17 protein-coding genes and 1 riboswitch are annotated in these 13559 nt (G+C 35.8%); of the genes, 10 read left to right on the top strand and 7 right to left on the bottom strand.

Annotated elements, in window-relative coordinates:
- Positions 1-155: 155 nt before the first annotated feature.
- A complete protein-coding gene (locus tag MHI02_RS03375; RefSeq protein ID WP_047186201.1) occupies positions 156-1637 on the bottom strand; it encodes a DEAD/DEAH box helicase in 1482 nt (493 codons plus the stop codon).
- 415 nt (positions 1638-2052) lie between these two features.
- On the opposite strand from MHI02_RS03375, the gene MHI02_RS03370 reads away from it, so the two are divergent.
- Positions 2053-2964, top strand: a complete 912-nt coding sequence (locus MHI02_RS03370) for a DMT family transporter (protein WP_341165631.1) — start codon at positions 2053-2055, stop codon at positions 2962-2964.
- A 27-nt stretch (positions 2965-2991) separates the two neighbouring features.
- Positions 2992-3840 carry a DegV family protein gene (locus tag MHI02_RS03365; RefSeq protein WP_341165630.1) on the top strand — a complete coding sequence of 283 codons (849 nt, stop codon included), beginning with the start codon at positions 2992-2994 and terminating at the stop codon, positions 3838-3840.
- Positions 3841-3978: 138 nt separating this feature from the next.
- Here MHI02_RS03365 and MHI02_RS03360 read toward each other — a convergent pair whose 3' ends face one another.
- Positions 3979-4665 (bottom strand): alpha/beta hydrolase, encoded by a 687-nt coding sequence (locus tag MHI02_RS03360; protein ID WP_047186204.1) that lies wholly within the window; start codon positions 4663-4665, stop codon positions 3979-3981.
- Positions 4666-4901: 236 nt separating this feature from the next.
- Complete coding sequence (locus tag MHI02_RS03355) at positions 4902-5387, bottom strand: YppG family protein (RefSeq protein WP_047186205.1); 486 nt, start codon at positions 5385-5387, stop codon at positions 4902-4904.
- Between the two features lie 304 nt (positions 5388-5691).
- Positions 5692-5793, top strand: a riboswitch (guanidine-I (ykkC/yxkD leader).
- A gap of 272 nt (positions 5794-6065) precedes the next feature.
- On the opposite strand from MHI02_RS03355, the gene MHI02_RS03350 reads away from it, so the two are divergent.
- The 4 genes from MHI02_RS03350 to MHI02_RS03335 all read left to right on the top strand — a co-directional run bounded on the left by MHI02_RS03350 (position 6066) and on the right by MHI02_RS03335 (position 7987).
- A complete protein-coding gene (locus MHI02_RS03350) occupies positions 6066-6407 on the top strand; it encodes a DMT family transporter (RefSeq protein WP_047186206.1) in 342 nt (113 codons plus the stop codon).
- Positions 6407-6721 carry a DMT family transporter gene (locus MHI02_RS03345; protein ID WP_047186207.1) on the top strand — a complete coding sequence of 105 codons (315 nt, stop codon included), beginning with the start codon at positions 6407-6409 and terminating at the stop codon, positions 6719-6721. The genes MHI02_RS03350 and MHI02_RS03345 overlap by 1 nt, the downstream gene beginning before the upstream one ends.
- 104 nt (positions 6722-6825) lie before the next feature.
- Positions 6826-7344 carry a GNAT family N-acetyltransferase gene (locus tag MHI02_RS03340; protein WP_047186208.1) on the top strand — a complete coding sequence of 173 codons (519 nt, stop codon included), beginning with the start codon at positions 6826-6828 and terminating at the stop codon, positions 7342-7344.
- A gap of 28 nt (positions 7345-7372) precedes the next feature.
- Positions 7373-7987, top strand: coding sequence for an FMN-binding negative transcriptional regulator (locus tag MHI02_RS03335; RefSeq protein WP_047186209.1), 615 nt, complete (start codon positions 7373-7375; stop codon positions 7985-7987).
- 108 nt (positions 7988-8095) lie between these two features.
- On the opposite strand, the gene MHI02_RS03330 is transcribed toward MHI02_RS03335, so the two are convergent.
- Both MHI02_RS03330 and MHI02_RS03325 read right to left on the bottom strand, forming a co-directional pair.
- Complete coding sequence (locus MHI02_RS03330; protein ID WP_047186210.1) at positions 8096-8416, bottom strand: thioredoxin family protein; 321 nt, start codon at positions 8414-8416, stop codon at positions 8096-8098.
- Between the two features lie 21 nt (positions 8417-8437).
- Positions 8438-9250, bottom strand: coding sequence for a DUF368 domain-containing protein (locus MHI02_RS03325; protein WP_047186211.1), 813 nt, complete (start codon positions 9248-9250; stop codon positions 8438-8440).
- A 167-nt stretch (positions 9251-9417) separates the two neighbouring features.
- Here MHI02_RS03325 and MHI02_RS03320 point away from each other — a divergent pair, with 167 nt between their 5' ends.
- The 4 genes from MHI02_RS03320 to MHI02_RS03305 all read left to right on the top strand — a co-directional run bounded on the left by MHI02_RS03320 (position 9418) and on the right by MHI02_RS03305 (position 11878).
- On the top strand, positions 9418-9747 hold the full coding sequence (locus MHI02_RS03320) for a PadR family transcriptional regulator (protein ID WP_047186212.1): 330 nt from the start codon (positions 9418-9420) through the stop codon (positions 9745-9747).
- A 1-nt stretch (position 9748) separates the two neighbouring features.
- The gene (locus tag MHI02_RS03315) at positions 9749-10441 is read left to right on the top strand and encodes a DUF1129 family protein (RefSeq protein ID WP_047186213.1); all 693 of its coding nucleotides are present in this window, start codon (positions 9749-9751) and stop codon (positions 10439-10441) included.
- Between the two features lie 355 nt (positions 10442-10796).
- The gene (locus tag MHI02_RS03310; RefSeq protein ID WP_047186214.1) at positions 10797-10985 is read left to right on the top strand and encodes a hypothetical protein; all 189 of its coding nucleotides are present in this window, start codon (positions 10797-10799) and stop codon (positions 10983-10985) included.
- Positions 10986-11020: 35 nt separating this feature from the next.
- Positions 11021-11878, top strand: a complete 858-nt coding sequence (locus tag MHI02_RS03305) for a dimethylarginine dimethylaminohydrolase family protein (protein ID WP_341165629.1) — start codon at positions 11021-11023, stop codon at positions 11876-11878.
- A 433-nt stretch (positions 11879-12311) separates the two neighbouring features.
- Here MHI02_RS03305 and MHI02_RS03300 read toward each other — a convergent pair whose 3' ends face one another.
- A complete protein-coding gene (locus MHI02_RS03300; protein WP_052771788.1) occupies positions 12312-13193 on the bottom strand; it encodes an IS3 family transposase in 882 nt (293 codons plus the stop codon).
- The gene (locus tag MHI02_RS03295; RefSeq protein WP_052771711.1) at positions 13190-13489 is read right to left on the bottom strand and encodes a helix-turn-helix domain-containing protein; all 300 of its coding nucleotides are present in this window, start codon (positions 13487-13489) and stop codon (positions 13190-13192) included. The genes MHI02_RS03300 and MHI02_RS03295 overlap by 4 nt, the downstream gene beginning before the upstream one ends.
- Positions 13490-13559 lie beyond the last annotated feature (70 nt).

The following is a 13559-nucleotide window of genomic DNA, read 5'->3' as shown; positions in this document are numbered from 1 at the left end:
TGTGCTGATATATAGGATTGAATCTGCTGATATCCGTTGCCTGTGAGTACTGATATATAGGAATGAATACTGATATCGGGTAGGAAAGCGACAAGGTTTCTAAAAATGAGAACAAAAAATGAGGATAATCCCTACCAAGGATCATCCTCATTTTTTTATTTACTATTATTACGGCTCTTTTGGTAATTTCCTTTGCGGTTTCTTCCGCCCTGGTTCCTGCCACCTTGGTTTCTGCCACCTTGGTTGCGTCCGCCATAGTAACGTTTGTTGCCTGAACCTGATCTGTTTCGTCTGTCGCCACCTTTTGCCTTTTTGACGCTAATTGGAGCAACAGATGAAATCGTTACAGGGGTATCTTTACGTTCTTTGGTCATTAATTTAAGAGCAGCCGCTATAACAGTTACAGAATCATGATTTTCTAATAATTCATTTGCTGCTTCATGGTAATCTTTTAGATCATGTCTTTCAATCGTTCTCAACAATTTATCTATCGTTAATTGTTGTTTACCTCTTTGAGCATCTTTATAAGATGGAGGCATTAGACGCTTCATTTTACTTTTTGTTACTTTCTCAATTAAGTTTAAATGCGCCATCTCACGTGGAGTGATAAACGAAATAGCTTCCCCTGTTCTTCCAGCCCGACCTGTACGACCAATACGGTGTACATAGCTTTCTGGGTCTTGCGGAATATCAAAGTTATATACGTGAGTTACTCCTGAAATATCTAAGCCTCTCGCAGCAACATCTGTCGCTACTAAAACATCAAGACGTCCATGCTTAAATTTATTTAATACAGACATACGTTTACCTTGGGTTAAATCGCCATGGATCCCCTCAGCACGATAGCCCCTAGCCTGCAATCCTTCCGTGATTTCATCCACACGTTTTTTCGTTCTTGCGAAAACGATAGCTAAGTCTGGTGAATGAATATCTAAGTGGTTGTTCAATGTTTCGAACTTTTGTTTTTCAGGAATTTCAATAAAGTATTGATCAATATTCTCTACCGTCATTTCCTTCGCTTTCACTTTTACCTCTTTCGGATTATTCATTAAGGTAGTCGCAATTTCGCGGATTTCTTTAGGCATTGTTGCAGAGAATAGTAATGTTTGATGACCTTCTGGAATAGCTTTTAAAATTTCACGAATATCGTCAATGAAGCCCATATTCAGCATTTCATCCGCTTCATCTAATACTGCAATTTGAACCATACTTATATGGATTGTTCTTCTTCTCATATGGTCCAGCAATCTTCCTGGTGTAGCCACAACAATTTGTGGGCCGTCTTTCAATGCACGAATTTGGCGATCCATCGGTTGTCCACCAAAAATAGCTAATGCACGGACTCCAGTATGTCTACCAATTCTATTTAATTCCTCAGCTACTTGTATTGCAAGTTCTCTTGTCGGAGCAACAACAAGTCCTTGAATCTTTCTTAATTTCGTATCTACTTTTTCAAGCATTGGAATTCCAAACGCCGCCGTTTTCCCCGTCCCCGTTTGCGCTTGTCCAATCACATCGTTACCTTCAACTCCGAGTGGTATTGTTTGTGCTTGTATTGGTGTCGCTTCTTCAAATCCCATATTATTTATTGCTTTCAAAATAGGGGCTGAGACACCTAAATCTTTAAATGTAGTCACCTAATAGTCTACTCCTTTTTTTGTGAAAATTTCTGCAAAAGAGGCCATCTAAAACATTTTCTCATACTTTATTTAAATAGTGTTTCCATCTTATTTAAAGGTAAACTTATATAAAATCACAATTTTATTGACATTCATCATTGTAAAGTATTAGAAAACTTGGTATCCACCAAGCTTTTAGGCGCATGCCTTAGTTGTACTTATGCAAGTGGGAATGATTTTCATACTTCCCTTCTGCCAAAAAAGGCGTCACCAAAATTGGTAAGAGGCCTCAAACTACGCATTCTTTATCATACCACAAATACATTCATAATATCTACTACCTAACCAGTTTCGTGATTTTTTGAACACTGCATGGTAAAATATAATAATACTACTGTTATATTTACATACATAATTTGAAAGGGAGTTGATCATGCGCATCCCTCCATTTAATCCATATATTGCCGTAATCATTGGTGTAATTGCTGTATCTTCGTCACCGATTTTTGTCAAATTAACAAACGGCGTACCATCGGCAATTATTGCTAATTATCGATTACTAATTGCTTTTTTAATTATGACACCTATTATATTATCTAAGTATCGTAAAGAATTTCGAAATATAAATTATAGAGATTGGATATTAGCTGTTATCTCTGGAATATTCTTAGCAGCGTATTTTGTATTATGGTTTGAATCACTTAATGATACTACCGTAACAAGCTCCATTATTTTTATTACAATCCATCCAATTTTTGTTTTTTTAGGAACATATTTTTTATCACAAGAACGTTTCTCATCCGGCTCCACCATTAGTTTAATTATTATTTTATTTGGTAGCGCTATTATTGGCTGGGGAGATTATCAAGAGAGCAATGCCTTTATTTATGGGGACTTACTAGCTATTGTAGCATCCATTTCCTTAGCTATTTATATCCTATCAGGACAAAAAACACGTAAAAGTTTATCCTTAATCACCTATACCTATATCGTGTACGGTGTTGGAATGATAACACTATTATTATATAACATCATCATGCAAAATCCGTTCGGAAATTATTCAATGAAAAACTGGTATATCTTTTTAGCTTTAGCCGTCATTCCAACATTTTTGGGGCACTCTTTATTTAATTGGGCAATAAAATGGCTAAATAACTCGACTGTATCCATGGCCATTGTTTTCGAACCAATTGCTGCAACATTATTAGCATACATTATGCTTAAGGAAACCATGATTTGGTCCCAACTATTAGGCGGTACGATTGTTATTTTTGGTCTGTTTTTATTTATATTAAGCACCTCAAGAAAAAACAGCGTTACGATATCTAAAAAGAGTAATAAATAATTCTAACTTATATAAGTAGGTGTATACATGAATATACAATTAATGACGGATGGTGGGGCAGATATTCCGAATTGGTTAAAAGAATCATTGCATATTAAAATTGTCCCACTGTATTTACATTTTAGTGATGAACAATATAATTCGGATCAAGTTGAGTCACAAAAACTCTTTAAAAAAATTAAAGATTTAAAAGAACTACCGCGCTCATCAACACCAAGTCCAAATGATTTTTATCAATACTATAAAGAAATGGATCCAAACAAACCAATCTTAATGCTAAGCATTTCAGGAGGCTTAAGTAGTTCATATGAAAATGCGGTTGCAGGAAAAAACATTCTTGAAGAAGAACCTAATCGGCAAATAGAAGTGATCAACACGAAAACAGCTTCTTGTGGTATTGCTTTACTATTGCATGAATCTGGAAGGAAAATAGAAGAAGGTCTTACCTTTGATGAACTAGTAGAACATATACATGGAAGGGTTCAGCAAACAGCAACATTATTTGTATTAAAAACATTAGAAAACCTTGTTATCGGTGGACGATTAGATAAAGTAAAAGGCACCATCGCAAAAACCCTTAATATCCGCCTATTAATGCGGGGTAGTGAAGAAGGAACGATTGAAGTAAGTGAAAAAGTGCGAGGCGATAAAAAATCCATCCGACGATTGATAGAACAAATTGGAGAACAGGCAAAAAATATGGAAGATAAAATTATCTCTATGTCACATGGCGACGATGAAGAACGCGCCAAAACCATTCTTAGCCAAATACAAGAAAACTTTAAATTCAAAGATGCCTTGTTAATGGAAACCGGACCTTTAATCTCCACATATGGAGGAGAAGGAGCAATCGTCATTTCCTTTTTTAAAGATTAGTTAGGATACTTGCACTTATAGAATTCTTTGCGGTGGGGCTTGTAATCGGAGCCCCAGATGGGAAAGATTATGATGCTTTCCTACTTGTGAACAAAATTTACTAAATAAGAGAGATTGGATCATCAACCTATCTCTCTCTTATTTCAACAGAAAGTCATATACCATTTGGTTTAATGTATCTTTATCTTCCCCTAAACAAATCAAATGCTTGGAACTTTCAAATAACACAAGCTCTTTCTCCTCTGAACTTAATTCTTTATCCAGATCATAAAGCGTTTTAAACGGAACCATTCCATCTTGCCTACCTTGTGCAATTAGTACTGGTGCCTTCACCTCATGTAAATATGGCTTTGTAAACTTGACTAATTTCATAAATTCAATATTTGCCTTCATCGGTACCGTTCCCAATTTATTTTTATAATGTGTGTATAGTTTATTCTCATCTAACGTTCCCTTTACACTATCCTCTACAACTTCGCCGATATCATGAGCAATTTGTTTAAATGATAAGTATTTTCTCGCTGGTGCAAGTAGTACGAGTTTTTCTATTGTATATTTTGCTGCTAAGTAAGCCGCAATCATCCCCCCCATAGAAAAACCAATTAAGTATATTCTTTTAAATCTTTCAGTCATTCTCTGCAAAACTTCTTCCGCTGCATCAATCCATTCTTTATATGTTGTGTCCTTCAAATCCAGCTCTCTACCATGACCGGGAAGTGTAGGAACTTCTATATGCCAATCGGTATTTTCTTTTAAAAAGTTAACTAATGGATTTACTTCATATGGTCCACCAGTAAAACCATGGATAACTAAACAACCTATCATATAGACCCTCCTTATCCCAATTTAACTTTTATTCTAATGTAAAGTTAGAATAACCGAGACTAAGGTAATTATTCTTTATATAATTACCCCCTTTCTAAATTCTATAAGGAATACTTCCATTAGTTGCACTTAACCTCTACGGGCAGTTAATCTCCCACCTGCCTTCTTTATTTTCCAAGAAGCTTGAGGTGAGATAAACCCCGGTGAAAAAAGAGGCTGACATGTATTCAATTGTATCAGCCTCCTGCTCTAAAGTTTTTCATAAAGGAACTAAATTGTTGAAATATCGGGGCCACTTGGTGATACGTCTGTGCCAACTGACCAACCGTACCAAGAACTTTATCAAGATCCAATTGGCCATTCTCTTTTTGAAATTGCGAGATTACATTCGGAGGCATCCCAGGTTGTTGCTGTTGAATTTGATTCGGTTCAAACGCGGCATTATTCGGCCAATTCATTGGTTGTTCTGGCTTTTGAAAATACTCATAAGGTGTTTGATTAGCATGTTCGCTCATCGGCTGTTGTTCCATCGGGAATGATTGTGGATGACCCGGTAGAAACGATTGTGAAGGATTCATTCCTTGTTGTTGATTCCATGATGACGCCTGTGAATAATTCGGCTCCTGTTGATGAAAGGCTTGCGGAAATGGATAATTCATTGGAGTCGATGAGCGATAATAGGGTCGGTCAAAATGGGGATGAAAGTTAGTTCCATAATACATAATGACACCTCTTTTTCTTCCTGACCTATAAATAAATTATGCATAAAAGATTAAATGTGTGTAATACAGCCGTTTACATTATTAGAAAACGTGGCATTTGCACTTATGCAATTCTTTAAGGTCGAGGGAGTAATCGGAGCCCCAGACGGGAAAGATTTTTATGCTTTTACAGATTGAATATATTCCATCTATTATTTTACTTATATTCTACTCTACCAGTTATATAAGCAACAAATAAACCGACTACATAAAATAAACTTGAATCATCTTTAAATTTGTGTATAATGGGAAGAAATTGCAACCATTAAATGTTTTCTAGGGTTCCGCAACTCTACCATGTTGGTCTGGTCCGAGAGAAAACTCATAGTGAACTACTATGTCACGGAGGGATAAAAGCCCGGGAGAAACTGTTTTAACAGTTGTCTCCCAGGGCTTTTTTCTTTGTAAGAACAAAGGAGTAAGCGCCCGTTTAGCGACGTACGGACTGGACTGAGCCGTAGGAGATAAAGGAAACACGACGAACGGAGTGAGTCGATGTTGAATTATCGTACGGAGGTGAAGGAAGTCTCGCTAGTCGCTGGGCGCTGGAGCCGGACGTGGCCTTTTCTGAATAATTATCCATATGCAGCAAATTTTATAATTTCCTAGTAAACAATAATATAGTTGGAGGTGTTTTTCATGAACCGAAACTGGATTAAAGTGTTTGTTGCAGCCTTTTTGGAAGTTTTTTGGGTGATTGGTTTGACACACGCATATGATTTTTGGACATGGACTGGAACTGTTATCGCTATTGTAATTAGTAATTATTTAATGATTACAGCAGCGCAAGTACTTCCAGCTGGAACGGTCTATGCCGTTTTTGTAGGATTAGGAACAGCAGGCACTGTCATTGCGGGGATTCTTTTCTTTGGAGAATCATTCAAATGGGGAAAAATTATTTTAATCATAACACTATTATCTGGAGTGATTGGTTTGAAATTAGTCACACCTGATAAGTCTGAAGAAGGAGCTGAATCCTGATGGCTTGGTTTACATTGATTTTGGCGGGATTATTGGAGACATTTGGTGTTGCAATGATCAATCAACTCTCTGTCAATCGAAATTGGAAAACAGTCGTTTTACTAATTTTAGGGTTTGGTTCAAGTCTTGCATTACTAAGTTATTCGTTGCAATTTATCCCTATGGGAACAGGTTATGCAATTTGGACAGGAATTGGTGTTGTTGGTGGTGCACTAATTGGGATGATATTTTATGGTGAATCAAAGAACTGGAAGAGGATTGTTTTTATAACAATGGTTTTATGCTCAGCAATTGGACTTAAACTTGTCACATAACAAGGGAAATTCATATTTATTTAAAGTCGCATTGCACCTTGTATAAGGAAATGGGATAAATCTCTACCGAATTAATATTATGATTAAAGGAGCGAATCATTCAGATGTCTATAGTTATTAATGAATGCACAATGAAGGATGTAACAGAACTTCAAAAAATCAGTTATAACACGTTTTATGAGACCTTTTCCCCGATGAATTCGGAGGAAAACATGAAAACTTATATGGAAGGTGCCTTCAACATAAAGAAATTGGAGGAAGAAATATCAAACCCTTCTTCAACGTTTTACTTTCTATATGATCATGATGAACTAGCAGGTTATTTAAAAGTAAATGTCAATGAAGCCCAAACAGAAGAAATGGGGAAAGAAGCGCTAGAAATTGAAAGGATCTATATCAAGAAGGAATTTCAGAAAAAGGGGCTCGGAAGGCATCTTTTAAACAAGGGGTTGACAGTCGCTAAGGATCAAAATAAGAGGAAAATTTGGTTAGGTGTATGGGAACATAACGTGAATGCCATCCACTTTTATCATAAGGCGGGTTTTGTTCAGACTGGTACTCATTCTTTCTACATGGGGGAAGAAGCCCAAACAGACCTAATTATGATGAAAGTGGTTGAGTGACTCACTAAAATTACGGGAGAGTGATGATATGTTTATTCCTTCTCATTTCTTAATTCAGGACGATGAAGAACTTTATCAAATGATAGAAGAGTATGGTTTTGCCACTTTATTTTCGCTGAATGAAGGAGAGCCCACCGCTACACAAATACCTTTAATGATGAATGAAGACAGGAAATATCTATATGGCCATTTTGCACGATCGAACCCGCAATGGAAAGATATCAATCAACAGAGGATTCTTGCTATTTTTAATGGCCCGCATTGTTATATTTCACCATCTTGGTACGAGACAAATAGAGCAGTACCTACATGGAATTATGTTACCGTACATGTTTATGGGCATGTTGAACTTGTTGAAGGAAAAGAATTAGAGGACTCATTAAAGGAGCTTGTATTAAAATATGAAGGTTCCGATAGTTCCTATCAATTAGATGAGGTCGAGTCCAAATATATGGAAGCTCAAACTAAAGGGGTTGTAGGATTTAAGATAAAGATCGATAAAATGGAAGGTAAGGCTAAATTAAGTCAAAACCATCCCCAAAAACGACAAAGATTAATCATTCAAGAGCTTGAACAGTCTGGACGGGAAGACGAACAAAAGATTGCTTCCTATATGAAAAGAAACTTAGAGGCGAAGAAATGACTACTTTTTACACCGTCTTCCAATGAGGGCGGTGTGATGTAGTCGGGTCATTAAATGGGAAGCGTAAAAAAAAGACGACCATTCTTTTTGAACGATCGTCTTTTTAGTTTAACCTAGTTGTTGATGCAAAAACTCTGTAACAGATTCTGGTGTTTTAGTGTAGGCACTATGTTGATGCGCTAATTTCTCACCATTTTGGAAGATTAAAATGCTTGGTATACCCATTACTTCATATTCTTGTGCAATACCTTCGATTTCATCCGTATTTACTTCATACCATTTATAATTATTGAATTCCTCTAGAATTCCTCCAATAAACATATCCATCCGTTTACAATCCGGACACCAATCAGCGAAGAATTTCACAATGACTGGTTCTGAACTTTGAATGACTTCGTTAAACTTTTCTTTTGTTTGAATATATTCCATCTAAGTCCACTCCTTGTTATTTTACTTATATTCTACTCTACCAAGTATATAAGCAACAAATAATCCGACTGCAAATGTTAGGATACTCAACAATATTAATGATGTTTCTGAAGGAAAGCCAGGAAATACTACAAAAACAGATCCGATTACTAGTCCAATAATAATGGCAAAGGTTACGGTGTAATGATTTTCTAAAAAGTAATTAATTACTTTACTCATAAATAAAATTCCCAGCACAATTCCTATACCTGTTACAATAATAATATCGAATTGTAAATTACTTATTGCGGAGATGATTGTCGTATACATACCTAGAAGTAATAACATAAAAGACCCACTAATACCTGGAAGAATCATCGCGCTACTTGCAATAAAACCAGAAACAAAAAGTAAAATATAAGTCGTTCCTGTTATATTTTTAATAACATCTCCCTCTGACGGGCTGAAAAATGCCATGGAACCAACGATAATAATACCAATTGCTAATAATATAAAATGCTTTGCTTTAAAGGTATTCTTTGCATCTGCTTTATGAAACAAGAAAGGCAATACACCAAGAATCAAACCTAAAAAGAAAAATTTGGTTGGAGCAGGATAATGTTCAAATAACCATTCAATCACATTAGCCAATAGAAATATAGCGGTAACCATTCCTATACCTAAAGGAATTAAAAATCCTAAATGTTTCTTCCACTCTTTTCCTAGAAAACCGTTTATTGCAGCAATTAATCTGTCATAAATACCAAGTAATACAGCAATGGTCCCCCCACTAACTCCTGGTATGACATCACTTGCCCCCATAATTAAACCACGGTAAATATTTTTCCATTCCATAAAATATAAAGCTCCTTTTTATTAAAAAGTAATAGCTGAAAATATCATATCAAAAATTCTTTAAAAAGAATACGAAATACTTTATAATATAAAACAAAGCTACTTTGCAAAACAAGATAGCTAATATTTTTAGGTAACTATATGGCTATACAAGGTAGGTGTTTTTCATGTCTAGGCGTAGTCAATTACTAAAAGGCGTTTTAGAAGGGTGTATCTTATCTATTATTAAAACAACTCCCACTTATGGCTACGAATTATCAATGAGGTTACAGGAATATGGTCTATCTAATGTAAGCGAGGGTTCTATTTACCCTATCTTACTCCGACTTCAAAAAGAAAAATTAATTGTTGGTGAAATGAAAGACTCCGACTCTGGACCAAAGAGAAAATATTATCAACTAACAGAAGAAGGAAAACAATCACTACATAATTTTATCGAACAATGGGAGTCCATTAAGGAACCTGTGGAATCCATCTTAAACAAAGGAAGGGAATAATATGGATGCAAAAGATATTATTAAGTTAAATAACGAAAAAAGAGAACTACTAAGTGAGGTTAATAAGGAATATTATGAGGATATGTTATCTTACATTCGGTTATCCACAAATAAATCGGAACAACAAACAGAAGAAGTACTTCTAGAATTATTGGAGCATTTACTAGAAGCTGATCGTAATGGGCAAACAGCTAAAGAGGTATTTGGAGAAGATTTAAAAGCTTATTGTAATGAATTAATATCGGAAATACCAGGAGAAAAAACTTCCAAAAATGTATCGTTCATTGCCTTTCTGATTCTCGATTTGGCATCTATTATCCTTATCTTTCAAGGTGTGATTGGATTTGGCCTTTATTACTTTTTTGGCCTAGGTAACAATTATTTTTCTATTCCAATCGGCTCCGGATTACTTATTGTAGTTATAAATATGATATTACTAGCAGTAACTATCATGATTATAATAAGATGGTTAAAAAACTCCTCGTTTAAAGAAAAGAAAACTAAAAAGTGGGTTGAATTCCTACAAGTTTGGCTGATTTGTACGGCCTATATAGGATTATCAGTCTGTATCTTTATTATAACACCTGACTTTGGTAGAACAATAAATATTCATTCACTAACAATCATCATCATTGGCGTAGCTCTGTACATCGTTAAAGTCATCATTAACAACAAATATAGAATAACAAAGTAATGCTCATCAAACAGATGAGCATTTCTAACTTTAGGAAATACTACTCTATTGACCATTGGGACACATCTTATCCATGTTGTTGCGACTTTTATTTTCTCTTTGAATATGCTAATTGTATTCATCGCTTGAGTCGAGGTATATGATTGTAATATCATGATTAAATGATTATTGCATACAAAAGTCCACTTTGCAGGCGGGATAATCCCAGTTCTTCTTATAACAATCATTTTCCCCTGATTAGCACCCCCCTATTGGCATGTTTAACCCATTGTTTTGGTATACTATGAAGGTTACTTAACATTTTTTAACAAAAAGGATATAAAATATATAGTGAAGGTCTTAAGGAGGGAAAATAGTGAAACGCTATCTTACTGTCATTCTTATTTTGCTTAGCATCGTGTTTATTATCATCGGGATCGGTTTAGACCTGTATTGGAGTGGGATGGTAGGTTGGGGACTAGCTTTTATTTCCCTTATTTTCGCTGTATATTTCACAAAATATATACCTAATGATAAAAAGGAAAGAGAATCAGAGTCCAAGTAATCCCTCGTTCAATCTAATCATTGGGAGGAAACAAAATGGAAAATCCAACATTGGACCAGAATTTCCGTATTAGTTGCTTTAATGAATACGATCCGTTAAAGCATGTTATTGTTGTTCCACCTAACTTCATGAAAATAACAGATGTGATTAATGTAACGCAACGGCATTACATTCAAGAAAATATTAATACTGCTGTCGCCATGAAGCAACATACTCATTTTATTGAAACATTAAAGAACGAAGGAATTCATGTCATTTCTTTTGAGCCGAAAAAGGAATTAAATGAGCAGGTGTTCACACGAGATATTGGTTTTACCCTAGGGAATAAGTTTTTTCTTGCTGCATTAAACAAAGACTTAAGGAAACCTGAAAGTAATGTATTAAAAGAATGGCTAGATGAAAGGAAAATTCCATTTCATCAAATCCAAACAAAGTCCATAGAAGGCGGAGATGTAATAGTAGATAACAACAAAGTATGGGTCGGGGTAAGCAATCGAACCACGCTTCCTGCTATCCACCACTTACAGACCATACTTTCGGATTTTCAGGTAATTCCTGTCCCAATCCGAAAAGATATTCTTCATTTGGATTGTTCGTTTAATATCATCAGTCCTGACACAGCAATTATTTTTAAACCTGGGATCAACGAATCTTCTCTTAAAGATTTACAACAACATTATCATCTAATTGACGTAACGGAAGAGGAACAATTTTCTTTAGGCCCCAATGTCCTTTCCATTGGTAATAAAAAACTAATTAGTATTTCTTCAAACAAACGTTTGAACAAGGAATTAAGCCGTCGAGGATTTGATGTTAAAGAGGTAGAGTTTTCTGAAATCATTAAATCGGGTGGTTCATTCCGATGTTGTACTCTTCCATTGGTTAGGGGTTAGCTAAATGATATCAATGGATCACGGACAAAATGCCCCTCTTTTTACTTTGAAACGTCCATGAGCGAGCCCATCACGGACAAAGCGCTTCTCTTTTTACCTTGAAACGTCCATGAGCGCGCTTGCACCTGGTTCTGTCAAGTAGACAGTACTGAAGTGTCTCTAAATTTTTACTCAATACATTGTCTTACCAAATATTTGAGCTCTTATCATATCCACCACCCTTGCCAGGCATTTGGGTTCGTGGTGGTGAATAAAGTGGCGAATCGGGAAAAATAAAGCTATTAAAGCTCCCTATTCGCACACACAGCGTACCACGAACCATCTCTTCTAAGCTCTCGTTGGTCGGGGCCCCTATCCCCAACACAACGAATCGCCAAGAAGAGGCATGCCTGGCAAGGGCAAGCAGCTCCGCTGTGGCTCCCTGCATGCATTTTTAACTGGCATAACGCTTGATGTATTTTACGGGACTTGTTTGTAATTTTGTGTTGATTCGATTATGATTAAAGTAATGGATATATTGGTTTGCCGCATTTTGAACTTCAAATACATTCTTTGCATTTTCAAAGAAGCATTCTATTTCACACTTGTAATGACTAAAGAAGTTCTCAATGCATGCGTTGTCCCAGCAATTGCCTTTGCGAGACATAGATGGGGTGAGGCCCATCTCTTTGACACGCATTTGATAACCAGCGTTTGTGAATTGTGTGCCTTGATCACTATGTAGAATGGCACCTTTCACAAACTTTTTTTCTTTTAAACGATTTAATGCTTCGTACACAAGTTCTATATCTTGACGATGACTAATTGCATACGCCACAATCTCGTCATGAAATAAATCTTTAATCGCACACAGATAAATATATTTGTTTGGTCCCTTTTCCACTGGTAAATAGGTAATATCAATCGCAAACTTTATTCCAGGTTTCTTCGCTTGAAAGTTGCGGTTTAATAGATTAGGTACTTTTTTATTTATTTCGTTACGCTTGACAGAACGCCTTTGACGGATTTTACAACGAATACCATATTTCCGCATGATCTTGGATACACGCCTCTCTCCAACCTCAATGCCATATTCATCTTTTAATGCCATTTTCATTCTTTTTCTCCCCAACGTACCACGATGTTTATGATGTAATTTGATGATGTAGTTGTATAATTCTTCATCCCTTTGTGCCTGAACACTACCCCCTCCACGTTTTTTCCATTTATAATAACCAGATCGTGATACATCAGTCAGTTGAACTAACATCGTAACAGGATAATCTTTCTCATTCGCTTCTATAAAGGAAAATTGTACCTCTTTCTGCTTTCTCACATCCTTTCCAGCTCCAAAAGCTTTTTTAAATATTCAATTTGTAATGCTTGTCTTTCGATAATTTCATCTTTGGTTTCCTCTTCTTTTCGTTTCTGTTTACCTATGCTTTTCATACCTCTTGTATCTTTTAACGCTTCATAACCTCCTTCACGTACTTTATTAACCCAACGATTCGCTACTCGAGGTGCACTAATGTTATATTCTTTTATCAAATCACGGATCGCGTGCCCCTCGAAATATTTTTCAACTACTGTTTTCTTTAATTCATAACTGTATCTTTTTAGTTGTCTTGCCATATTCATCCCCTAATTTCTATCTTTTTCTACTATAAGATTATCAAATGAATAGGACACTTTCTAAAATTGT

Origin of the sequence: Oceanobacillus sp. FSL K6-0118, from assembly GCF_038006665.1 — a bacterium.
Classification (GTDB): Bacteria; Bacillota; Bacilli; order Bacillales; family Amphibacillaceae; genus Oceanobacillus; species Oceanobacillus caeni.
The sequence above is the reverse complement of the archived record's forward strand: the minus strand, read 5'-3'. Positions and strand labels throughout refer to the sequence as shown.